This window comes from Streptosporangium sp. NPDC001681, from assembly GCF_040298085.1.
Classification (GTDB): domain Bacteria; phylum Actinomycetota; class Actinomycetes; order Streptosporangiales; family Streptosporangiaceae; genus Streptosporangium.
The window spans coordinates 1-22,816 of sequence record NZ_JBEOZN010000047.1; the positions used below are offsets into that span (position 1 = coordinate 1).

Annotated in this window: 14 protein-coding genes; 7 read left to right on the top strand and 7 right to left on the bottom strand. The window is 69.0% G+C overall.

What is annotated here, in order from left to right; translation table 11 throughout:
• The 6 genes from ABT130_RS21990 to ABT130_RS22015 form a co-directional block, all read left to right on the top strand.
• A partial coding sequence (locus ABT130_RS21990) for an ATP-binding cassette domain-containing protein (RefSeq protein WP_350957847.1) occupies positions 1–414 on the top strand: 414 nt, incomplete at its 5' end.
• Positions 411–1,172: an ABC transporter permease gene (locus ABT130_RS21995; RefSeq protein WP_350957850.1), complete on the top strand. Its 762-nt coding sequence runs from the start codon at positions 411–413 to the stop codon at positions 1,170–1,172. The genes ABT130_RS21990 and ABT130_RS21995, both read left to right, overlap by 4 nt.
• A 403-nt stretch (positions 1,173–1,575) precedes the next feature.
• On the top strand, positions 1,576–2,784 hold the full coding sequence (locus ABT130_RS22000; RefSeq protein ID WP_350957853.1) for a cytochrome P450: 1,209 nt from the start codon (positions 1,576–1,578) through the stop codon (positions 2,782–2,784).
• 346 nt (positions 2,785–3,130) lie between these two features.
• Entirely contained in the window at positions 3,131–4,492 is a 1,362-nt protein-coding gene (locus ABT130_RS22005) for a serine hydrolase domain-containing protein (RefSeq protein ID WP_350957856.1), read from the top strand.
• A gap of 366 nt (positions 4,493–4,858) precedes the next feature.
• Positions 4,859–5,488, top strand: a complete 630-nt coding sequence (locus ABT130_RS22010; protein ID WP_350957857.1) for a DUF1707 SHOCT-like domain-containing protein — start codon at positions 4,859–4,861, stop codon at positions 5,486–5,488.
• A gap of 179 nt (positions 5,489–5,667) precedes the next feature.
• Positions 5,668–5,961 carry a hypothetical protein gene (locus tag ABT130_RS22015; protein WP_350912445.1) on the top strand — a complete coding sequence of 98 codons (294 nt, stop codon included), beginning with the start codon at positions 5,668–5,670 and terminating at the stop codon, positions 5,959–5,961.
• Positions 5,962–6,055: 94 nt separating this feature from the next.
• Here the strand turns inward: ABT130_RS22015 and ABT130_RS22020 are convergent, their stop codons facing one another.
• Positions 6,056–10,792, bottom strand: coding sequence for a PDDEXK-like endonuclease domain-containing protein (locus tag ABT130_RS22020; RefSeq protein ID WP_350957859.1), 4,737 nt, complete (start codon positions 10,790–10,792; stop codon positions 6,056–6,058).
• Positions 10,793–11,763: 971 nt separating this feature from the next.
• On the opposite strand from ABT130_RS22020, the gene ABT130_RS22025 reads away from it, so the two are divergent.
• Positions 11,764–12,726, top strand: a complete 963-nt coding sequence (locus tag ABT130_RS22025; RefSeq protein WP_350957927.1) for a serine/threonine-protein kinase — start codon at positions 11,764–11,766, stop codon at positions 12,724–12,726.
• Here ABT130_RS22025 and ABT130_RS22030 read toward each other — a convergent pair.
• The 6 genes from ABT130_RS22030 to ABT130_RS22055 all read right to left on the bottom strand — a co-directional run bounded on the left by ABT130_RS22030 (position 12,716) and on the right by ABT130_RS22055 (position 22,805).
• Positions 12,716–13,603 (bottom strand): serine/threonine-protein kinase, encoded by an 888-nt coding sequence (locus ABT130_RS22030; protein WP_343962694.1) that lies wholly within the window; start codon positions 13,601–13,603, stop codon positions 12,716–12,718. The genes ABT130_RS22025 and ABT130_RS22030 overlap by 11 nt on opposite strands.
• Before the next feature lie 95 nt (positions 13,604–13,698).
• Entirely contained in the window at positions 13,699–14,280 is a 582-nt protein-coding gene (locus ABT130_RS22035; RefSeq protein WP_343962693.1) for a DUF4352 domain-containing protein, read from the bottom strand.
• Between the two features lie 301 nt (positions 14,281–14,581).
• A complete protein-coding gene (locus ABT130_RS22040) occupies positions 14,582–14,755 on the bottom strand; it encodes a hypothetical protein (protein ID WP_343962691.1) in 174 nt (57 codons plus the stop codon).
• A 230-nt stretch (positions 14,756–14,985) separates the two neighbouring features.
• Entirely contained in the window at positions 14,986–17,916 is a 2,931-nt protein-coding gene (locus tag ABT130_RS22045; protein WP_350957864.1) for a pPIWI_RE module domain-containing protein, read from the bottom strand.
• A gap of 25 nt (positions 17,917–17,941) precedes the next feature.
• The gene (locus tag ABT130_RS22050) at positions 17,942–21,616 is read right to left on the bottom strand and encodes a pPIWI_RE_Z domain-containing protein (RefSeq protein ID WP_350957866.1); all 3,675 of its coding nucleotides are present in this window, start codon (positions 21,614–21,616) and stop codon (positions 17,942–17,944) included.
• On the bottom strand, positions 21,609–22,805 hold the full coding sequence (locus ABT130_RS22055) for a pPIWI_RE_Y domain-containing protein (protein WP_350957869.1): 1,197 nt from the start codon (positions 22,803–22,805) through the stop codon (positions 21,609–21,611). The genes ABT130_RS22050 and ABT130_RS22055 overlap by 8 nt, the downstream gene beginning before the upstream one ends.
• Positions 22,806–22,816 lie beyond the last annotated feature (11 nt).

Genomic DNA, 22,816 nt, shown 5'->3' on the forward strand with positions numbered 1-22,816 from the left:
TCGACGTATTCGGGCGGCATGCGCCGCCGCCTGGACATCGCGATGAGCCTCATCGGCAATCCGCCGGTCATCTTCCTCGACGAGCCGACGACCGGGCTCGACCCCCAGGCGCGCATCGAGGTATGGCAGGCGGTCAAGGAACTCGCCGCCCAAGGCACGACGGTGCTGCTCACCACGCAGTATCTGGACGAGGCCGAACACCTCGCCGACCGGATCGCGATCCTCCACCAGGGCCGGATCATCGTGAACGGCACCCTGGCCGAGCTCAAGCAGCTACTCCCGCCCGCCAAGGTCGAATACGTCGAGAAGCAACCGACCCTCGAGGACGTCTTCCTCACCCTCGTCGGTGCCGACGGCAAGACGGCGACGCCGGCAAACACCGCATCTCGGTACGCAAGTAAGGAACAACGATGAGCAAGCATTTCTTCGGCGACACCGCCGTCCTGCTGGGACGCTCCCTGCGCCACATCACACGCAGCGTGGACACCATCGTCACGACCGCGATAATGCCGATCGCCATGCTGCTGATGTTCGTCTACGTGTTCGGCGGCGCGATCAACACAGGGTCGGTCTCGTATGTGAACTACCTGCTGCCCGGCATTCTGCTCATCACGGTCGCCTCGGGCATCGCCTACACCGCCTTCCGGCTGTTTATGGACATGAAGGGCGGCATCTTCGAGCGCTTCCAGTCCATGCCGATCGCACGCTCGTCCGTGCTGTGGGCGCACGTGCTGACCTCGCTGGTCGCCAATCTGATCTCGCTCGTGGTCGTCGTGCTCGTCGCCCTGCTCATGGGTTTCCGCTCGGGGGCGGGAGTGCCGGCGTGGCTCTCGGTCGCCGGCATCCTGATCCTGTTCACCCTGGCGTTGACCTGGCTCGCCGTCATCGCCGGCCTGTCCGCGAAGTCCGTGGACGGCGCGAGCGCGTTCTCCTACCCGCTCATCTTCCTGCCCTTCCTCAGCTCGGCATTCGTGCCCACCGACACCATGCCCGGCCCGCTGCGCGTCTTCGCCGAGCACCAGCCGGTGACCTCCATCGTCAACGCCATCCGCGACCTGTTCACCCAGCAGCCGGTCGGCACCGACATCTGGATCGCCCTGGCCTGGTGTGCCGGCATCCTCATCGTCGCCTACGTCTTCGCCATGAACACCTACCGCCGCAAGATCTCCTAGACCGTATCGGTCGGGCTCGTCTTGATCCCGACGAGCGTGGCGGACAGGCGGATCGCGGCGCGGTTGCCCTGAACAAGAACAGCACTTCCTCGGCTTGTCTCCGCTGCCGGGCGGAGGCTTCCAGGAGATTTACGCGAGATGAGCACCGGGCTGTGAGCGGACCACCCGGAACACGTGCGGCAGCCGCTGACCCTTGCCGGTGCGAGTGACGAACGGCCTCCACCGTGGGCGGGCCGATCCCCCCACCAGGTACTGATGTCGCCCCGATGTCGTGGACTGGAGCGACCCGCACCGCCGCCGCCGCGGATCGGCATACCCGCCAGAGCATGTGGCTCGCTGCCATTCCTTGCAACGCACCCTTCGAGCTCCACACAACACGTCCTATCGCGAGACAAGGAAGATCATGACTGAATCCCTCCACACCGTCACGACGATGCCGACGGCGCGTCACTCCGGCTGTCCCTTCGACCCGCCCAAGGAGCTGATCGAGGCCCGTGAGCACGGCCCGATCAGCCGCTTCCCCTTCCCCGACGGGCACCAGGGCTGGCTGGTCACCGGCTACGACCTGGTCCGGGCGGTCCTGGCCGACCCTCGGTTCAGCTCGCGCAAGGAGCTCATGCGCCACCACCCGCTGATCGACTACGGCGACATCGAGGTCCCCCCGGCGCCGCCCGGCGAGTTCCTCCTCATGGACGAGCCACGGCACGGCCGCTACCGCAGACCACTGGTCGGTAAGTTCACCGTCCGGCGGATGCGGCTGCTCACCGAACGCGTCGAGCAGATCACCGCCGACCACCTGGACGCCATGGAGAAGGCCGGACCGCAGGTGGACCTGGTGACCGCGTTCGCCAAGCCCATCCCCGCCATCGTGATCTGCGAGCTGCTGGGCGTGCCGTACGAGGACCGGGGCTTCTTCCAGGAGAACATCGACAAGTTCCTCGGCGGAGAGGTCGGCGACGAGGAACTGATCGCGGCCTACACCGCGACCCAGAACTACCTCGCCGAGTTGGTGGCCGCCAAGCGCGCCAACCCCACCGACGACGTGCTCAGCGACCTGCTCGACAGCGACCTGACCGACGAGGAACTGCAGGGGATCGCCCTGATCCTGCTGTCGGCCGGGTTCGACACCACCGCGAACATGCTGGCGCTGGGCACCTTCGCGCTGCTGCAGAACCCGGACCAGCTCGCCGCGCTGCGCGCCGAGCCCACGCTCACCGACCAGGCCGTCGAAGAACTGCTGCGGTATCTGAGCGTCGCCAAGCAGTTTTACCGGGTCGCGCTGGAGGACATCGAGCTGGGCGGCCACACCATCACGGCCGGTACGACGGTCATCCTGTCGCTCAACACCGCCGACCGCGACCCCGAGCGCTTCCCCAACCCCCACGTGCTCGACCTGCGCAGGCAGGACGGCGGCCACCTGGCCTTCAGCCACGGCATCCACCAGTGCCTGGGCCAGCAGCTCGCCCGCGTCGAGATGCGCGTCGCCTTCCCCGCACTCCTCAACCGCTTCCCCACGCTGCGCCTGGCCGTACCCGCCGAAGAGGTCGCCCTGCGCCCGGAGACCGCCGACATCTACGGGGTCAAGAGCCTCCCGGTCACCTGGGACGCGTAACCACGAACCAATGACAGGCGAGAGCGCGTACGGGCCGCCCGCCACCGCTGTGGCTGCTCGCCTGCGGCGATCGCGTCCGCGGCCCGTTTGCGCCCGTATTCCGGTGGCCCCCTGACGAGGGCGGCTCGCGTTCCACGACAAGACCACCAAGTGCGAGCCGGAGCGACACGACGGCATGGAACCGATGACCGGCCGTGTCCGCCTTCGACGAAAACTGCTCGTGCTCCTCGCACACCACTCTTGCCGCACCGATCCAGCAACACGGACCGTCCCGGTCGATTCGACGTACGTCTGCTCCAGAAGTCTCAGACTCCCTACATTTCAGATCTCTAGCAAGGAATACAGCATGGAAGAAACGACAAGCGGGACACCCGAACAGGGACACGTCGGGCGCCGGACCGTGTTGAAGGGCGTGCTGGGTGCCGGCGCGCTCGCCAGCACGCACGCCGCCCTCGCCGGCCGCGCCAACGCCTCCGTGAGCGGTGACGATGTCGAGCACGGTGTCGAGCACGGCTGGGGAAAAGTCGCCGACGCGTTCCGCAAGAACTTCAAAGACAACCCCGGCGAGGTCGGCGCGGCGTGCAGCGTCTACGTGGGCGGCCGCCCCGTCGTCAACCTGTGGGGCGGCCTCGCCGATCGCGAGGCGAACCGACCGTGGCGCAAGAACACCATCGTCCAGGTCGCATCCACCACGAAAGGCGCCACCGCGATCTGTGCCCACATGCCGGCACAGCGCGGTGAGCTGGATCTGGACGCCCCGGTGGCCCAGTACTGGCCGGAGTTCGGCGCTGCCGGCAAGGGCCAGATCCCGGTGCGCTGGTTACTGTCACACCAGGCCGGTCTGCCGATCGTCGACGGACCGCTGACATTCGAGCAGGCCTGCGCATGGCACCCGGTCATCCGTGCACTCGAGGCGCAGAAGCCGCTGTGGCGGCCGGGCACCGAGCACGTCTACCACAGCGTCACGTTCGGGTTCCTGGTCGGGGAGGTCGTGCGCCGGATCTCCGGCAAGTCATTGGGCAGGTTCTTCGCCGAGGAGGTGGCCGCCCCGCTCGGACTGAGCGCCTGGATCGGGCTGCCTGAGAAACAGGAGAGACGGGTGGCCCGGATCCACTACGCCGCACCGTTCAGCGTGGAGGAGCTCACGGCCGGGCTGATCGCGATCACCGGACTCGACGCGGACACCGTCACCGCATGGGTGAACGCCGTGTGGGGCCCGGGCTCGGTCCAAGCCCGCGCCGGTGAGCTCGGCGGCGCCCTGGACAACACGACCGGCTATCACACCACGCGTGCCTGGCGCGCGGCCGAGTTCCCGGCCGCGAACATGCTCGCGGACGCGCGATCGGTGGCGCGGATGTACGCCGCCACGGTCAGCGACGTCGACGGGGTGCGGCTGCTCGATCCGTCAACAGTCGAGAAGATGACAGCCGTCCAGACCGACAAGACGCCGATGCACGGGCTGCCGCCGGGGCTGAACATCCCGGCTGACCGCTCCTTCTACATGTCGCTGGGGTTCTGGCGAGCCTGCCCGCCGCTGCCGATGGTCGGGCCGGGGTCGTTCGGCCACCCGGGCTCGGGCGGATCGATCGGCTTCGCCGACCCCGATGCCGGTGTCGGCTTCGGCTACGTCACCAACCTCTGGAACTTCCGGCCCGACGACCCGCGGGCGTCGAACCTGGCCAAGGCCGTCCGGTCCTGCCTCGGTTGACGACAGCCCTCGCGTGACGGAACTCCAGGAGACGCCGCAGGAGCTGGCAGACCGGCACGGCATCCCCGGCGTCGGCGTCGTTGACCGCCTGCGGCGGGGGGAGATAGGAGGCGCTGGCCGAACTGGTCGATCCGGGTGGGCCCGGTGGGTGAGCTGCGCGGCACCGGGCAACTGCTGTGGGCGCTGCCCGGCTCCTGGGTCGAGATCGAGCAGGGCCGAACGGCCGTGCTGGTAAGCGTCAGCACAGCACGTCGAGGAGCTCATCAAGCAGCTTGGCGAGGCCATCGTCGACGTCGACGAGCCCGACACCAAGGTGCAGGTGTTCTGCGAGTGACACCGCCACGGGCCAACGAAAAGGAGACCCCGATGACGACACAGGCGATCCATGCGCAGGGTCTTGAGAAGTCCAACTTACCCGCCCTGCGCGCGTCCGACGCGGACCGCGACCGGGTCATCGAACTGCTGCGCGCCGCCGTCGCCGACGGCCGGCTCGACCCGGTCGAGTTCGACGAGCGGCTGGACGCGGCGCTGGCCGCCCGCACCATCGACGCGCTGGCCCCGCTCATCACCGATCTGGTCGCGGTTCCAGGCAGCGACGGCGCACTCACGCTGCCGTTCGCTGGGACGCCGGCCGAGCCGGCCGCCGAACTGCTCACCATCAAGGAGCGGCACGGCTCGGTGCGCCGTGACGGCCGGTGGACGCTGCCGCATCGGCTCGCGCTGCGCACCGCGTGGTGTGACGTGACGCTGGACCTGACCAGCGCGGTGCGCAGCGCGCCCGAGCTGGTCATCGAGCTGCGGGTGAGCGGCGGCAACGTGGAGTTGGTCCTCGCGCCGGGCATGGTGGTGGACGCCAACGAGCTGTCGGTACGGCACAGCTGGCTGGCGATCAGCAGGGACGCGGGCCACAACGCGCCGGAGACGCTGCAGGTCCGCTTGGTAGGCCGCATGCGGCACGGTCGGCTCGACACCCGGTGGCAGGCGCCGCGCCGGTGACGCGGCAGGGCCCGGATACCGCGGTATCCGGGCCCTGACATCTCGCGCGTGGTGCGGGCGCGCCGCCGTGCTACGGCCTGTCGTCAACGACGGCACCGCCGCCGACGAACCGTTCTTCCTGCTCATTCCCTAAACCCCGGGTGATCGCGCCGGCGGCAGTGGCCGTCGGCGCGACGCTGGTGACAGCTTCGTCAGTGCGCCACGACCTGACCGGCGACCGCCTGTTCCCCAAGCCCGTCACCGACGACGCGCTCCAGGCCGCCGACGTGATCGTCCTGCTCGGCCCGGTGAGCATTCCACTGCCGTCCTGCGACCGGTCACCAGCTCAGCAGGTGCTGCGCTGGGACATCCCCGACCTTGACGGGCAGCCGTATGAGGCGCTGGAGGCGGCCCGCGACGACCTCAACCGCCGCGCCCTGCTCCTGATGGCTGACCTCTTGCGCCCGCAACCGGGTGCGGAAACCGGTCCATGACCGGCGCGGCGGGCTCGCTGTCAGCTGTCTGGTTACTCAGAACCCGGGACCGCCGGGGCCCTGGACCAGGGTGCGTCTCGACATGCGTTCAATGTCAGCCATGTTCTGAAACGGGGAAAGCCCGTTCCGGGTTCATCGACTGCCGGTATGCCTCGATCACCTCTACGGGAAGGCGGCCGCGGTCGCCGATGGAGTACCCCTGGTTGCGGGCCCAGGTGCGTATCTGCGCGGTGGGCACCCCGGTTGAGGAGGGGCTACCGAGACGGGCCGCCGTCACCATCCTGATCGGTGATTCGTCCATCTCATTGAAGTCTCCGTCTTCAAGCCCGTCCCAGCCGATTTTCTCCGACAGGGCCAGGGCGCTCCAGGACAGTGGCGAGCCGTTCCCCTCGTCGACGGTCGTGCCCGGTGAGATGCCTCGGCGGTCGAGTTCGGCCCAGAGCGACTCCATGGCCGTCGCCGGATCGAAGTAGAACTCGCTCTCGCGGATGCGCCAGAACCGCCACCCCGCGCGCTTGAGCTCGCGCTCCCGGTCGAGGTCCGCCTCGCGTTGTTCAGGCGTGCCGTGCCAGAAGTCGCCGTCGCATTCGACCGCGAGTCGCCCCTCGGCCCCGCTCACCACGAGGTCGATCCGGCGGCCGTTGACCTCCACCTGGGGAACGACGTTGTACCCGCGCTCCTGGATACGGAGGAACACCCGCTGCTCGAAGAGCGAGTCGAACTCCGGATGACGGCTGTCGGGGGTCACATCGCTCAACGAGCTGCTGAGCGGTGTCGTCGGCGGGTTCAGCATGTAGCCGAGGAGCGATCGGCGCAGGCACATCGGGGAGAGCAGGTCGGGGCTGACAGAGTGGAAGAGCCACATCTGGTCCTTGGCCCGGGAGGCGGCCACGTTGAACCTGCGCTGCCACTCGGTGCTCGTCACCGCCGAACGCCTCTCGGCGATCACCATGGACAGGAACATCACGTCACGTTCGTCGCCCTGGAAGTCGGGGGGTGTGCCGACCCGCAGGCGCCGGCGCTCCCACTCCTTGGTGTCCAGCCGATCGAGCAGCATGTTGTGGATCAGCTGGGTCTGCCAGGTACCCTGCAGGACCACGACGCCGAAGGTCTTGTCGTGGTACGCCGGATCCTCCGCGCAGGTGAGAATCCGATCCACGATCGCCTCGGCCTCCGCGACGTTACGGAGCCGGGTCGCCGTTCCCTCGCTCAGCGCGCCGGTGACGCGCACCACCCGCAGCGGCGGTAGCCGATCGGCGCCGAACTGCCGGAGCGGCACCAGCGGCTCGTCCGCGTAGAACTGCCGGGAGGAGAAGTCGATGATCTCCGGCATGCAGCGGAAGTGCTCCTTGAGCCGCAGAACCGTGCCGAACCTCGTCGCCAGCAGGTCGAAGAGGCTGGACTTGGGGGTGAACGCGTCCCGGAGGTAGGCGGGCATGTCCGGGAGATAGGTCGCCAGTTTCGCGAAGGTCGGCTCCAGCTCGCCGTGAGTCACGGTCGAGGGCGCACACTGCTTGTCATCGCCGACGACGATGACCCGAGGCGCGAGCCAGAGCAGGAAGAGCGCCTCGATACCGGCCTGGCTGGCCTCGTCGACGATGACGACGTCAAAGGAGTCGCGGGTCGGCGGGATCGTCTCCAGCACCTGCTGGATGGGCATGATCCAGGCGGGGACGGCGTCGCGCGCGTCGTGCATGGCCTCGCGTGCGCGGGACTGGAACCTGTCGGCGTACCGTCCGGTGCCCTTGCCCAGTTTGCCGATGTGATCCTGGTAGGCCCGCAGCGCCGTCGTCTGGCGGGAGTTCATCCGGCTCAGCGCCGCCTGCCAGGCCTGTTCGGCGGCGAGTTCCGCGGTTAGGCGCATCTCCCGGGCGGTCGCGGCTTCGAGGTCGGACTCCAGCTGCTGTTCGAGGCCTGGCCGACGCTGCTCGGTGAAGAACGTCCGTGCCTTGGCCCATGCCCAGGCACGGTCCCAAGTGGAGAAGTGTGGTTGCCAGGTTCCTGCTTCGGCGAGCAGGCCGAGTAACGCCGGGTGCGCGTCGCGTACCCGGCCGGCGAGCTCGTCGCAGCGTCGCTGTTCGGCCTGCTCGCGGTGCGCGTCGGCAAGCACGCCGAGACAGAGCTGGTAGGTGATGCCGTCACGTGATTTCACCGCGTGTCCGGCCTCCAGCAGCTCCGGGGGCGGAGGGCCGAGCTGGGATTCCCGCTGGATCCTCTCGTACAGGCCCTGGAGTTCCGAGGTGGCCTGTTCGGCTTCGACCTGGAGCCGTACGGCGTGCAAAGCCGCCACGTACGACGCCCACTGCGCGGGAGTGCCGAGGGCGACGTACGCGCCAGTCGAGGCGAGCAGGCGGGCCGTCTCCGTCACCGCCGACACGATCTGACGCACCTGATCGAGCCGATCGAAGGCATCGGCGAGCTGTGCGACCGTACGCTGCAGGGGCTGGTCCTGCGGGAATTCCACTCCGACCAGCCGCCAGCCGCGCAGGAGTTCTCCGACGGCGGCCTGGCCTTCGAATTCGGCGATGACCAGTGACAGCAGTTCCGCGTTGGACGGTGTGATTCCGTCGACCGACGTGCCGGCCAGCCACGGCTCGGCCTGCTTCTGCACGGCGGGCTTGAACAGGCCGCGTTTGAGCTGGTTGCCCGCGGCGAGGTAGTCGCGCAATGCCTGAATGGACTGGAGGTACGAACCCGCCGCGCCCGGCGCGTCCAGCGACGGGTACCGGATTTCACGGAAGCCGATGCGGCTGATCGCGTCCCGGGCCGCGTCAAGACGGTGGGTGTGCGCCGCCAGTTGGTTCCATACGGCCGTCTCACGACCGCCGAATCCATCGGCCAGCGCACGGACCGTCCAGTCGGCCGGATCCCAAACCGACGGCTCCTCGGGCATGCCGAGCTGTCGCAGCCGGAGGGTGACATCGGTTGCCACCGCCTCAAGCCGGGAGAGCAGATCGAGGCCAAGGTGTTCAAGGCGTGCGGAGATGCTCGTCTGGGCGTGCCGGGCCATACTGTGCGCGCTGCTCTCCGCCGCGATCAGGGCCTTGAGCGTCTCCGTGCCGGGCAGTGCGGCCACGTCGGGGAGGCGCTGGGAGAGCCTCGCGCCGCGCCTGGGGGTCTCTCCGGCGAGCAGGGTGATGAGTTCCGCGGCTTCACCGGTTGAGATGGGTGGCATGGCCGTCGCCGAGGCGGGAAGAGGGGTCGGGATCCAGCAACACTCCGGCTCCTCCTGCCGCAGGCGCCGGATCACGGAGGCGAGAGTGCCGGAGTAGCCGGCCGCGATCTCGGCATGCTGGTAAGTCTCGGACTCGCGCAGCGCCCGGATCTTCTCGGTCAGTTCGACGGTCGTACGACGAGCGGAGTCGAGTTGGTGCCGTTTCTCGGTGATGGCCCTGGCCTGCCGGGCAGGGTCGAAGGAGGAGAAACGGCTCGACAGCGCTTTGATGCCGCCTTCGAGTTCCGCGGAGCCGCCACGGCCGATGTCGGTCATGGAGACGCAGAGCGCGGCGATCTCCGGCGGGAGTTTATCCCGCAGGACGCGCAGCGCCTGCGCCTTCTGGCTGGTGACCAGCACTCGCTGTCCCTGCGCGAGCAGCGCCGACAGCAGGTTGGCGATGCTGTGGGTCTTCCCGGTTCCCGGTGGACCCTGTACGACGACGCCGTTGTCCGAGCGCAGCCGAGTCATGATCGTGCGTTGCTCGGGGTTGGCGGGCAGCGGGAAGAGCGGATCCTGGCCGAGAGTATCCGCTGAGGCGGTCCCTCCGTCCCGCATAAAGGCCATCCGCTCCGCCGGTTCGAGAGGGCTGACGAGTTGCGCCAGCCCAAGGGGCGTCTGGGGTGCCGGTCCGGTCAGCGTGGAGATCATCTGGTCGTAGTAGGAGATCAGGGAACCGTGGTCCCGTTTCCGGAGCACGAGCGCGGGCGCCGGCCGTACCTCGGCGTCTCTGGCGGACATGTCGCCCGGAGACCAGTCGTGCCGGTATCGAGGGCCGGGGTTGGTGTCCAGGCCCCGGTCACACCAGGACTCCAGGATCTCTGCCATCGAATCCCGCAGGCCGACGCCTTCGCCCTCCCGGACACGCCGGCGGAGGTGGTCGGTCCGCTGCGGGGCGAACCCATCCAGGTCGGCCAGCAGTTCACGGTCCTGGAGTACGGTCGCCGTCTCGCCCAGCAGGACGTCCACCCGCTGAGTGTGCCGGTCGACCTGGAGATGGAGGCGGGTGGCGAGTAGATGGTTACGGACGCGCGGGCCGCCAGGCACCTCCCAGGAGAGCAGGCCGGTCGCCAGCACCAGTTCCAACTGGTCCTCGACCTGGTCCAGTTGGTTGGAGATCGAGTAGAGGTCGCGGTACCAGTGCTGCTGCCGTTGCCGCTCCCGTTCCGCCTCCGCCCAGGCCTGCCAGGAAGGCAGCCAGTCGCCATAGGCCCTGACCACCTCGGGCCGGTCCTGCCGGGTCTCCCAGCGGGACGTCGTCTCCCCGTTCTCGTCCGTCTCCTGGATGCGGCGCGGACCGGTCTCGGACAGCTCCGGAGCGTCCAGTTCGGCGTCGATGAGCTCCTCGTGGCGCAGCCAGCCGTAGAGCCTGTCCGGCGGAGCCGGGTGTGGCGCGCTTCGGACGGGATCGATGGAGAGGAAGACCTCGCCCAGCCCCGCCTCGCGATCCGGTTTGACCTCGTTCGGCAGGTCTGCCAGCCAGAGCACCTGATCGTGGTGGCGGAGATCCCGGATCGGGGCCCGGCGGGCCGACGCGAGGTGGCGGAGAAACTCCACCAGGCGCGTGCTGGAGTCGATCAGCTGGGGATCGCGGGCCCGGGACTGCTGCACGCTCACGTGGTTCCCTTCTCCTTCGAGTCGTGGGGGTCTGAGTCGAGGTGATGGGCGCCTGGGAATAGGAGCGATGTCAGCGGTCGGGCGCGAGCAAGGCTTCTCCTCGGAGGGACGATTCCGAGTGGACGAGATTTTAGTGGTCGCCGGGCGGTGAAGGAATGGATCGTTCCCGTAATGAGATGACTCCGCGGCTCCGCGCGGTACGGACGCCGATTTCCTGGCTCGGAGCGAAACGCTCGTCCGCTGCGGTTTCGGGCCATCGGCTCCGCCTGACCGCTCTCACCTGTTTTCCATACTTACCAGGTCGTTTCAGGTCATCGGCTATATCTGGCTCAGCACTGTGGATAATCATCCCGGGTCGATCGGGTCACGTGTGGAATGCGGGGTGAACGGCAAGGTGACGACCGGTTCGAGCCGCGCGGAGTCACCGGCCGCGACGACCCGCCGCGACCGCCGGATCGCACCGGCGGTCGCCTGGGGCGTCGTCTGCCCCGCCCCGTAGGCAGTGGTGGGTCCGTATCATGTGCGCTGTGTTCCCAGCCGGTGGCCCTGCCTTCCACCATCACTACGGCGCCGACGGGCGCGTTCCCGGCAAGCCTCCCTGGTGGAACCTCCCGCTCAGCGTGATCTGGGCGCTGGTCCCACTGGGCACCGCCGGATTCGCGACCCCCCTCATCATCGGACACGCAGCGGTGCGGCTGAAAAGCCGAATCGCCGGATTCGCGACCGGTATCTACAGCATTCTCCTGCTTGCGTTCGTCATCATTTCCGGAATTTATAGCGACAATGACCCCACGACCAAGGAGCCAGAGGTCGACGTGATCGTGGGGGTCTTCATCCTTGTGAACTGGCTGGGCGCAACGGTGCACGCGTTCATTCTTCGATCATCCGTCTTCCGGACTCGGCCGACGGTTCACTTCCCTTCGGGGACCTGGCGGTACACCCCCGTGCCGCCGCACCACCACCGGACTCCGATGCCCCCGACCGGGCCTTACCACGCACCCGCGCCTCACCCTGGAACTCGGGCCTTCCGAGATGGCGACGGTCCGCCACCAGCATCCCGGCCTTATCAAGCATCCACGCCTCAGCCTTACCAGGCGACCCCGACCCCGCCGTCCTCCCCGTCTCCGTGGTACCCGGCGGACACCGCGTCCGGCTCTCGTCCCTTCGACAGCATCGGGCCGTACCGGCTGGACCAGAAGATCGGCGAAGGAGGCCAGGGCGCGGTCTATCTCGCGTACGGTCCTGGCGGGCAGTCGGTGGCGGTCAAGGTGCTGCACAGCCGGATCATCGGCGGTGTGGCCGAACGCGAGAGCTTCATCAGGGAGGCCGCCATGGCCCAGCGGGTGCGTCCCTTCGCCACGGCCAGGGTGATCGACGTCGGCGTCGTCGGGGACGTGGCCTACATCATCAGCGAGTACGTGCCCGGTCCGTCACTGGAACGGCTGGTCAGGGAGGAGGGGCCGAGGGACGGCGACAGTCTGACCCGGCTGGCCATCGGGACGGCGGCGGCGCTGGCGGGCATTCACGCTGCGGGCATCGTGCACCGGGATTTCAAGCCGGCCAACGTCCTGCTCGGTCCAGATGGTCCCCGAGTGATCGACTTCGGGATCGCCAGGGCGCTGGACCAGGTCACGATGACCTCGGGCGTCCTCAAGGGCACCATGGCCTACATGTCTCCCGAGCAGATCTCCGGTGAGCGGGTCGGCCCGGCCTCCGACGTCTTCAGCTGGGCCGCGACCATGCTCTTCGGCGCCACGGGCAGACACGCCTTCGACGCCGGTTCCACACCCCTCGTCTACCGGAAGATCGTCACCCATCATCCGGATCTGTCCGTGCTGCCGGCAGCGCTCCAGGCTCCACTGGCCGCCTGCCTCGCCAAGGACCCGGGTGGCCGGCCGACGGCCGCCGAGGTGATGATGCGGGTCACCAGCTGACCCGGGACAGCGCTCCGGCATACAGGTGGATCGGCCTCATCACCCGATCGACCACGCCGGGCAGCGGAGGCAGGTCCCGTACGAACGGCAGGAGGCGGTGAAAGACCTCGTCGGCGCGTTGCGGACGTCGGCCGGGTTCCCGCTCCAGCAGGGCCGTCACCAGCGCGTCGAGCTCCTTGGGCACTGCGGCTCCCAGCGGCGCCGAGGGGCGGCGGAAATGTCCGTCCACCCCGGTGACGAAGCCCGTCGGATGGAAGGCACGCCGGCCGGTGAGCATCTCGTAGAGGACGCAGCCCACCGAGTACAGGTCGGTCAGCGCGCTGGTCCTGCCCTCGTGGAACTGCTCGGGAGCCATGTACAGCTCGGTGCCCGGCGCCCCCATCGTTCCGGTGATCACTGAGAAGTCAGGTGAACCCTGAACCGTCGCGACTCCGAAATCCAGCACGACGAGGGTCGCGTCGCGGCAGAGCATGAGATTGCCCGGCTTCAGATCCCGATGCACGAGCGAGCGAGCGTGCGCCGCCGACAGCACGGCACAGAGTTGTGCGCCGATCAGCGCGGCCCAGGAGACGGGGAGGCTCTCGTGCGCGTCGAGCACGTGCGTTACGGGCCAGCCGTCGACGAACTCCATCACCAGGAAGAACCCGTAGTCGTCCTGCCCGAAGTCGTGGACGGCGGGCACCCCGGGATGGCGGAGCAAGGCCATGATCCGGGCCTCGCGCCTGAACCGCCGGACGGTCTCCTCGGTGAGCCGGTCGCGCCGGACACGTTTGACGGCCACCTTGCGGTTCAGGTGGGTGTCGACGCCCTCCCAGATCTCCCCCATGCCGCCCCGGCCGATCGGCTGCCGTAGCTCGTAGCGCTGCGCGACCAACATGGGACTCCTCTTGTCAGAGGTTGGGCATCGGGCGCCCGTTGGGGATAGCCGGATCCGGATCTTACCGGTGGTTCGGTCCGAAAAGGGGTGCGTGGTCAGTCGTTCAGGGCGACGGTGACGCCGCCGGAGAAGGGGGAGTCGTGTAGTTCGATCGCCTTGATCCTGAAGTTCTTCGGGACGTCGAAGAGCAGGATCCCGTTGACCGCGTTGCCGGGGTTGATGGTGTTGAGGAAGGCGTTGGAATTCTTCAGCCCGAGGGCGGCGGCACCGGAGTCGGGGTCGTACTGTCTGCCCTTGGTGTCGATGAGCTTCTGCGAGGAGTCGCTGAACAGCTGGGACTCGTCGCCGATGTTCTTCACGGTGACGTGCACCAGGACGTACTGCCCCTGGGCATCGGATCCGACGTACTCGTCGCCGACCCGCGCGACGCCCTTCTCGACCTTGGTGACCTTGAAGGCGAACTTGCCGTCCCTGACGGTGTCGCCGATTCCCGCCGACTTGGGTTCGGTCTTCTTCGCGGGGGTGGAGGTGTCGGTGGCCGCGGTGTCGTCCGAGCTCGCTGAGTTCCCGCCGTCCTTGTCGCCTCCGCTGAGGAGGGCGCCGATCACCACCAGGCCGATCAGTACGGCGGCGCCGATGAGGGTCGCGCGCAGGCAGCCGCCTCGCTTCCGCTGCACGATCACCGCCTGTGGAGGGGGTTGGGGGTGGCCGTGCTGCGAGGGTTGCGGGTTTCCGTGCATGGCGGGACCTCGCTTTTCCAGGGGGTGGGGGCGATCGTGCGACGCCAGTGAATCATATTGTGAATACGATGCACAAGATTAAAGCTTGTGGCTGTCGCATATATGCATATCATCACTAATTGATGTATCTCGTTCGTGTCTGATTGGATTGCACTTAAGTCGCGGCAGATACCCCGGAGCGCGTGTGTTGCCGCACCCCGGTGCAGGCAGGTTCAAGCAGCCAGGACGACCGCCCTGGTCACCGAACCGGAAGACGAGTTGGTTCGGTGAGTAGGGAGGCCGCGGCGGAGAAGTCGGCCAGGCGGGAGGTCAGCGTCTCGACGGCGAGCTCACGCGGTAGCGCGGTGTTGAACTTGAGCCCGTTCAGCGCCCTGTCGTCCACCTGCGGGTGCCGGCGATTCGTCCACTTCACCGGCGTCTCCGCCTTCGAGCCCAGCCCAGCCGTTGTCCTCCGACAGAGCCAGAGCATTCCACGACAGAGACGCGCCGTTCTCGGCGTCGACGGTCAGGCCCGGTGAGATGCCTCGGCGGTCGAGTTCGGCCCAGAGCGACTCCATGGCCGCCGCCGGATCGAAAGCGTGGGCCAGGACCGCCGGTCGGGCAGCGCCAGCGCGCGCCGCCCGCGACCGGGAAACACGTTCCCTACCCCAGATCGTCAGTGGTGACGGGGTCGTCGGATCCGTCATCTTCCTCCGCGATGGTGGGAAGCACGTACTCCTGGGCGAGTGCAGCCAGATGCAAAGGAAGCGGTAGGGACAGGGCGTCGAGATAGTCGGCCGCCTGGCGCAATTGATGGACGGTCATGGCCAGGGCCTCGGGAGTGTCTCCTTCCTCACCGAGGGAGGCCGGGTGGCAGCCCAGAACGGCGACCTCCATGAGAGCGGGGTTCCAAGCGGGGATCTCGGTGTCGATGGTCAGCTCACCCTTGCGCTTTCCCATCCGCAGGGCACGAGGGGCGAGCTTGTCGGCCTCCACTGCGGAGGCGCGGAAGGTTCCGGCCTTGTCGGTGGTGCTGTAGAAGACCCGCGAATTAGAGGTCTCGGTCCACAGACCCGCGGCAAGGCCGTTGACCCCGGAGGGGTTGCCGATCCCCCACCACTGGGGCGTTTCGCGCCCGCTCGCGTCACGTACCCTGACCAGCCGCAGATCGGGGTCGAGCCGGCCAGCCGACGCGTGGCCCGTTCTGATCAGGTCCGCTATGACCTGACCGTCCTGGAGCCAGGGCCAGTGCGCCCTGCCGTTCTGGGAGTGGGCGAGCAACAGTGTGGGACGCCCGTGCAGGGAGCGGAGCATCTTCTGCAGGTAGCGGGCGGTCTTCGCGCGCTGTTCCTCTCTCTTGTGCTGTCGCTCCTGAAAGGTGACGCGGGGGTACGGTTGCCCGTCGGTGGACGGCGGCGACAGGGGTGTCTCCATGCCGGGCGCGTAGCCCTCGTCGATCTCGTCCAGCGCGTCGGGGAGCTCGGCGATCCTGGTCAGTCGTAGCAGGAACTTCGGATAGGGGATCCAGACGCGCTGTTCCGGGTCCCAGCCGCGGATCACGGTCTGGCCCGATCCCGGATCCGAAGGACCGACCAGGACGGTGACGGGGGTGTGCCTGGCCACCCGGGTGGGGCCGTCGGCACGGCGCTTCACCATCCACACGGCCGCGTAGTGGAGGTCGGCGGGCAGCCGATCCCCCAGCGTGTGCTCGGGTACGACCCGCACGCCGAGCTGGCGGAGTCCGTCCAGCCAGGCCGAACGGGCGCGGTACGCCGCGTTCTTCTCGGAGTTGTAGCCCCTGGCCTTTCGAGGGACGGCGGTGAACTGGGTGACCACCCCGGCGTCGGCGCAACCCAGCCGCAGCGCGAACTTGGGATCGTGGAGAGGCGTCCGGAAGTCGATCCGCCGGTCGATCTCGACCAGGGCGAGGGCGGCGGCTTCCGGGTCGGCGCCGTCGGCAATCAGGAAGTTGGTGACGGCGGCGCGGCGGGCGGTGATGGCCGCGGCGAGAGCCCGCCTTCTGCCGCGGGGCGTCGGGTCGATGTCGAGGGAGTCGGCGAGACCTCCCGACAACGGCAGGCACCGCAGCAGGATGGCGAGTTCGGGAGTTTCCCAGCGGAGGAGAACCGGGACTCCGGGCTTGGCCGTGTCGAAGGCCTCGGCCACGGGAGCGCCGCCGTCCCCGTCCAGGGCGAGCACCTCGGCGAGGGCCGCGATGGCCGTGTCGCGCATGGTGGCGGTCTGCCACAGGAGACGGGCCTCCATGACCGGGACGCCGGTGGACGCCGTTTCCTCGTCCGAGATGGCTCGTACGGCGACCGCGAGTGCGGCGCGGCGGGCATGGGCGGTCCGCACCTCCTCGGCCTTTTTGGCGTTCCCCTGCGGCTTGGGCCGCGGGTTGGCGGGCGTGTTGGGGGAGATCCTGCTGCGCCTCAGGTCGGGGGCGCGCGTCAGCCCTTCGGGAAGCGCCTGTTCGGCCCACTCGACGATCTGTGAGCGCTGATGGGACATCAGGCCGGCTTTGACGCCGTGCTGGCCCATGTGGTTGCTGTGCACCACGGCGGCGCGCACGCCGGGCCCCTCGCCGATCCACCGTTCGGGTTCGGTGAGCAGCTCTGCGGGGTCGGGGAAGGGCTGCCCGAGGGCGATGCCCCGCAGGATTCCGGCGGGGCTCGTCTCGCGCCAGTCATGGGCTCGCTCGGTGCGGTCCCAGGTGAGCCGGGCCACGGCGTAACGCTCACTGGTGGGTGTTCCGGGAAGCCAGGGCACGGTCGGGCGCAAGTAGACCGAGGTGTCGCGGCGGAAGGGCAGGTGGAGGCGGCCGTTCGCGGCGGGGTGGGTGGCCCACCGCCTCAGGCCTGTGTGGACGTGCAGCCGGAGGTGCGGCGAGAACGGGGCGGTGTGCAGCGAGATGTTGATGACGACTGAGAACCACCAGGTGCGGTTCTTGACCTCGTGCGGCAGAGGTTGCGACATCAGCTCCGCACCCTGCTGCCGAGGGCCGCGCGGAACGGCCCTGAACCTCAGCAAGCCGGCTCCCGTGTCGTAGGGCTCCAGGGAGAGGACGCGGCGCGCCAGATGGTCGGTGGCGAGCTGGAACTGCCTGCCGAACGGGAGCGCGGTGCCTCCGTCGGTGGTGTCGCAGCCGAGCAGGTCCACATCCACCTCACCCCAGCGCGGCGGGTCGGCGCGTAGTTCGGCGAGGGTCTCGACGACCCGCCCGCGGTGTTCCGGTTCCGGGCGCAGATTACGCACCCAGGCGGTGAGCAGCCGCTCGAACGCCGCGTCCGGCAGCGGGTGGGGGATGTCGGCGGGGGCGTACAGCCAGAAATCCTTCTCTTCGCCGTGCTTCTCCGAGCCTCGCCCCCGCACCACCAGGTCGGGGGCGAGGCTCTGCAGCACGCCGTCCATACGGTAGGTGGGAACGGTACGGTACGGTTCCGCCTCGGCGTCCCGGCCGGCGTCGCACAGCGCGAGCAGGCTGTCGCGCCACTGCTCGGGGAAGGGCAGGGCACGGTACCGGGCGGTCAGCGGGGCGGCGCCGGGGGCGAGGAGGTAGGCGGCGCGGCGAATCTCGTTGTAGGTGAATCCCATCGGGGCTCCTGGGGGTGAGGGCTTGTCAGGGACGTGCCGGCCCGGCGGTCATGCCGCGGAGCGCGTCGTAGAGCGGTCGGTAGAGCATCTGGACGAGGGCGGGGTCCGCCGGGTCGGCGAAGAGGCCGGGGTCGGCATCGGTGGCGAAATAGGGGGCGAGAACGGCCCGCAGCTCGGCCAGCAGGCCGTCGCCAGGGCCGCTGAGACGAGCGGTTCGCGCCGTGCCGACTCCCGGTGCGGTCGCCGCCGCGTACCGCGGGGCGAACCTGGCGTCCACGAAGACCACCCTGGCCGGGACGCCGCCGCGCACCAGGCGCCCAATGACCTGCCAGATCGCCACTAGCTGGTCCCAGGCGAAGGACCGCCTCTCCTCGGGGCCGAGCCGGGAGTAGACGTAACGGCGGGAGAGCAGCCGTCGCCACTCACGACGGGCCTCGTGGCGGAACGCGAGGCCTGCCGCGTCGAGGCCATCGGCCCTGGCCATCAGCTCGCCGAAGGTGGCCCCTTTAAGGTCGGGATGGTCACGGACGAAGCGGGTCACCCAGTCGTTGATCGCGAAGATGGCCAGGGACAGGTCGTCGGGGCGCGGATGCGGACGGGCGAGGAACAGCACGGTCCCGAAGGCGGCGGTGCGCTGCGCGTTGAGGATGTTGTGGCCGCGTTCGATCGCCATCAGTGGGGCGACCAGAAGCTCGGCGTCCGGGTCCTCGGCGAAGGATGCCAGGTCTCCACGGCGTATGGCGGCGGCGTGGGTGCGACCGTCGGAGCCGAGCCCCCCGTCTCGCACGGCCTGTTCCAGGTCGGCGTCGTCGGCGGCGAGCACCCGGACCCGGCCGCGCCAGCGCTCCGTTTCCTGCAGGGCGTCGGCGGCGGCGTTCGCCTCCCGGTAACTGCCGACCAACAGCAGGGCCCTGCGACGGCCGTCGTCGCCGATCAGGGAGAGCTCCTGTTCGAGCGGGCTGGGCACCCCACCCCGGCCGGGACGGCCCAGGCACGCGATCATCCGGCGCAGCACCGCCGGTCGCACGGTCTGGTTCTGACCGGACAAGCTCAGCGGAGTGTTGTCGTCGTCGTAGAGGAAGTGCGTGCGAAAGACGGTGTCCCGGATGGCATCGAGAGCACGGGGATCCGGCTTGAGCACCGCCTTGACGGGGGCCAGAATGTGGGCGCGCGTGGACGTGCCCGCCCAACTGGTGCCCGACATCAGCAGCACGTGGGGCCCCGGGCGCCCGGTGGAGGGGACGGCGCCCAGGCTGGGCAGCGACAGCAGCAGCTCCCGGCCGACCCCGGCGCAGCGGAAGAACCGCAGGGTGCCGCTGCGGCGGCCCTCGGGGTCGTGATCCTGCTCCTCGGGGAGATATTGGAAACCGATGACATTGCCCATCGGGGCTTCGGGGACGATGGGGGCATAGTCGAGCGGTGGACGCCTGGAGAGTTCGTTGTCGGTCAAGTCGAGGTTGAGCGCGGCCTCCACCTGCGGCCACAGGAAGGTGAGCCGGTCGAGACGCTGGTGCAGCGCGGCGAGCAGGAGGGTGAATTCCAGCCGCTTGGTGGTGCGGTCGTACCAGGGGGGGCTGCCGGGGATGTCGGCCGGGTCGGGTTCGCCGTTGTGCCGGCGGACAGGCGGCGGCACGGAGCCGTCGAGTAGCGGGGAGCCTTTGAGGAGTAGGTCCAGGACCCCGCGCACCCGCTGCCGCGTGCCCTTCTCGTTCAAGGTGTGCAGCAGGTCGTGGGTGGCCTGGATGAGGCGGTCGGTGTCCGTTCCGTAGGGGCCTCGGTCGCCGAGCGGGTCGTCGCGGAAGGTGTCGAAGACGGAGGTCACCTCCTGCCTACGGTCGGCCCAGGGGAAGGTTTCCTGCGGGGCCGGCCGTTGTTCTGCTTCGGCTCGCGCGAGTTTTTCTTCGTCCTCGTAGAGGATCGCCTCGTCGGGCACGTCGTCGGCGAGGAGTGTGGTTCCGGAGGTCTCGCCGGGAGTCGGATACCAGGCGGCGATCAGTTTCTCCTGCAGGGTCCAGGCGCTGAAGTACTCGATGTCGGCCCAGGTACGCAGGTCCTCGTCACTCATCAGCATGGCGTACAGCCGGTTGGTGGCGGCGCTCACCACGTCGAGCGAGACGGCCCAGCGTTCGACGTCACGCTCGGACAGCGGCAGTCTCCCTTGCCGGGCCAACTCGTCGATCTTGTGGGTGTGCAACTTGTCGAGCCAGGACTCCGGCCCCCTGGTCACCAGGGTCGCCGACGGGGCGAACATGGTGTCCAACTGCATCTGCACCCGGTCGGCCTCGTCCACGATCACGATGTCGCTGCGCAGACAGGCCAGCTCCAGATAACGCAGCCGTTCCTCGTTGAGGTGGTTCGGCACGGGACTCTGCACCAGGCTGGCGGGGTTCGCCACCCAGATCAGCGCGTCGACCAGTTCCCGGGCGGCGCTGTGCCGGGGGCAGGCACTCCAGATCGGGCAGCCGTGTACCGGGCCGAGCGCGTCCGGAGGCTCCTCGCTCCGGATCGGCTCGCCGATCGGGTAGAGGTCAGGCAGTATCCGGCTGGCGGCGGGCTCCGGTGTCTTGCGGGCGGGATGGAGACGGGTGCACGGGGCGTCTGCGTAACGGAGCGGTTCGACGGCCTCGTTGCCGCGCAGAGCGTCCACGACGCAGACGGTGCTCAGGTCGTCGAATCCCGGGTCGTCGTGGGTCAACAGGGATCCGGGAGTGCGGGCGGCGAGGCGACGGTGCAGCCGCTGCACGTGGGTCTCCCGGGTGGTGGTGCCCAGCACGGGGGCCGCGTCCAGGCCGAGATCGCGGAAGAGGGCGGTCAGCGTGAGCTGCTCGGCGACGTCGCCGACCACCAGGGTGGTCCGCATTCCCTGTCTCGCGGCCCAGACCGCGATCAGCGACATCAAGGTGCTCTTGCCCGCTCCGACCATGCCGACCAGGTGCAGTATCCCGTCGAGGCTGAGCACCTCGGCGGGGGCGAACCTCAGGCCGTCGTCGGTGCGCGTGTCCAGCTCCAAGACGGTGAGGCGCCGCTCCCAGTCACCGGGACGTCGGCCGAGTTGTCGTTCGCTGTCGTCCATCCAGCGTGCGGTGTCCGCGAGTTCCGCAAGAGGCACATGCAGAGGCCGCTCTTCCCAGGTCACCTTCGCGGTGAGGTCGTGGCCCGGAGCGGGCGCCGGGCGTGGTGACTCGGGCAGGGTGACGGATGTGTGCCGACGGCGCTCGACGAAACGGTGCGAGCCGGGACTCGCGAGGGTCAGCTTGCGCCGGGCGAAACCGGGCGTACCCTCCAATACGGCGTCATACGTTGCGAAGCGACCGGCTGCGACGGAGGGCTCCACTCGCCGGGCGGGAGCGTCCGCCGACGGCAGGCGGTAACCGCGCAGCCGCTCCGGCACTTCCTGATACGCCTCCAGGGACTGCAGCCACATCCGGCGGCGGCGCAGGGTCCACAGCAGGTGGCGGGCGGAGACGAGCAGCCTTTCCTCGTCCTCGGTGGTGGCGAGGCCGCCGGCGCGGGCGAACGGGTACCCGCCGAGGAGCACCCATACGCCGTTGGCGGGCCGCTTGGGATCGAGGCGTTCCATGAGCCGGAGGCCGAGCTCCACCTGGAACAGCAGGGACGCTTTGATCCCGCCCTGCTCCCGGGGCAGAAATCCCGAGATGTCGGAGACGAGGGGTTGGTACCAGCTATCCGTGTCACGCATCGAAGGCTCCGTTCGTGGGTGTGTCGCCGTTCTCCTGCACGAGGCGGGCGGCGGGGCCGGTGTCGCCGCGCAGCCGGGCACGCGCGGCCGCGACCAGCCGCCGATCGGTGAGCAGGGGGAGGCCGCCCGCCGCGTGCGCGCGGTTGCGGGCGTACACCTCCAGATAGTCCGGGCGGGCATCGACGCGGTACCGGGGGACCACCCAGCACGCCTCGTCGTACGGCGGCTGCTGCCGGACCTCGGTCGCGGCCTGCCCGAGAAGGCCCGGGTGGGCCCAGTCCTTGACGTCGACCGCCCAGACCCAGCCGTCGGGGAAGGTGATCCGCAGGTCGTAGGCGTCGAAACCGGGCCACATCTCGACCGGGAGGCGCAGGGCCCGCAGTTCCCTTTCCAGGTCGGCCTCCGCCCGGCCGGGGCCGGTGACGAACTGCCGCAGCGGCCGGCTGAGTTGCCACAGCGTGCCGATCTCGTCGGCGCGCAGTGTCCGTCCCGGCGGGGGCTGCCCCTGCCGCCGGCAGCGGTCGCGCTCGCACCACCAGCCGCCGTCGGTGAGGGGGACGAGCAGGGTCAGGCAGCGGGCACACGTGACGTACGCTTCGTCGCTGCAGAAACTGTCGGGGACGCGGTGATATATCTGCTCGACGAGCTCCCTGACCGGATCCAGGTAGAGATCCGTGGCGACCTCGAACATGTCGTTGCCGGTGAGGACGGGACGTTCCACCAGCAGTCGGCGGAAGGCGGTGTAGGACTCGGGGGCCTCACTCTCGCGGCAGAGCCGCATCGCGGTGTGGATCACCGTGCGGTCGTACTGCCCCGCCGCGCTGTCACGGGCGCGGATCCACCACTCGTGGCACAGCTGGGTGGGCTTGGCGGAGTCGGGATCGATGAGGAGGTCGTCAGGGCCGAAGGCGTCCTGGGGCAGGTCCAGCGGCCAGTCCTCGATCGGGCGGGTGCGACACCAGGCGAGGAGTTCCGGCAGGCTCCGGGGTGGGCGGGCTTCCTTCAAGAGGCAGGCGAGCACCGTACGGTCCAGGGCGCGTTGCGCCTCAGCGGGATAGGGAAGAGCGAACGCCTCGAGGTCGGTGATCTCCGCGAGCTGGACCACGGCCGTCGCGATCGTGTGCAGAAGCGTGACACCGGAGTGCGTGGACCAGTCCGCGAGGGAGGCGGAAGGCTGGGACGATGGCATGGGACGGCCTC

Excerpts from the sequence above, each read along its gene's own strand:
- ABT130_RS21995 (WP_350957850.1), top strand. The coding sequence starts at position 411 with ATGAGCAAGCATTTCTTCGGCGACACCGCCGTCCTGCTGGGACGCTCC.
- ABT130_RS22000 (WP_350957853.1), top strand. The coding sequence starts at position 1,576 with ATGACTGAATCCCTCCACACCGTCACGACGATGCCGACGGCGCGTCAC.
- ABT130_RS22005 (WP_350957856.1), top strand. The coding sequence starts at position 3,131 with ATGGAAGAAACGACAAGCGGGACACCCGAACAGGGACACGTCGGGCGC.
- ABT130_RS22010 (WP_350957857.1), top strand. The coding sequence starts at position 4,859 with ATGACGACACAGGCGATCCATGCGCAGGGTCTTGAGAAGTCCAACTTA.
- ABT130_RS22025 (WP_350957927.1), top strand. The coding sequence starts at position 11,764 with ATGCCCCCGACCGGGCCTTACCACGCACCCGCGCCTCACCCTGGAACT.
- ABT130_RS22030 (WP_343962694.1), bottom strand. The coding sequence starts at position 13,603 with ATGTTGGTCGCGCAGCGCTACGAGCTACGGCAGCCGATCGGCCGGGGC.
- ABT130_RS22045 (WP_350957864.1), bottom strand. The coding sequence starts at position 17,916 with ATGGGATTCACCTACAACGAGATTCGCCGCGCCGCCTACCTCCTCGCC.
- ABT130_RS22050 (WP_350957866.1), bottom strand. The coding sequence starts at position 21,616 with ATGCGTGACACGGATAGCTGGTACCAACCCCTCGTCTCCGACATCTCG.
- ABT130_RS22055 (WP_350957869.1), bottom strand. The coding sequence starts at position 22,805 with ATGCCATCGTCCCAGCCTTCCGCCTCCCTCGCGGACTGGTCCACGCAC.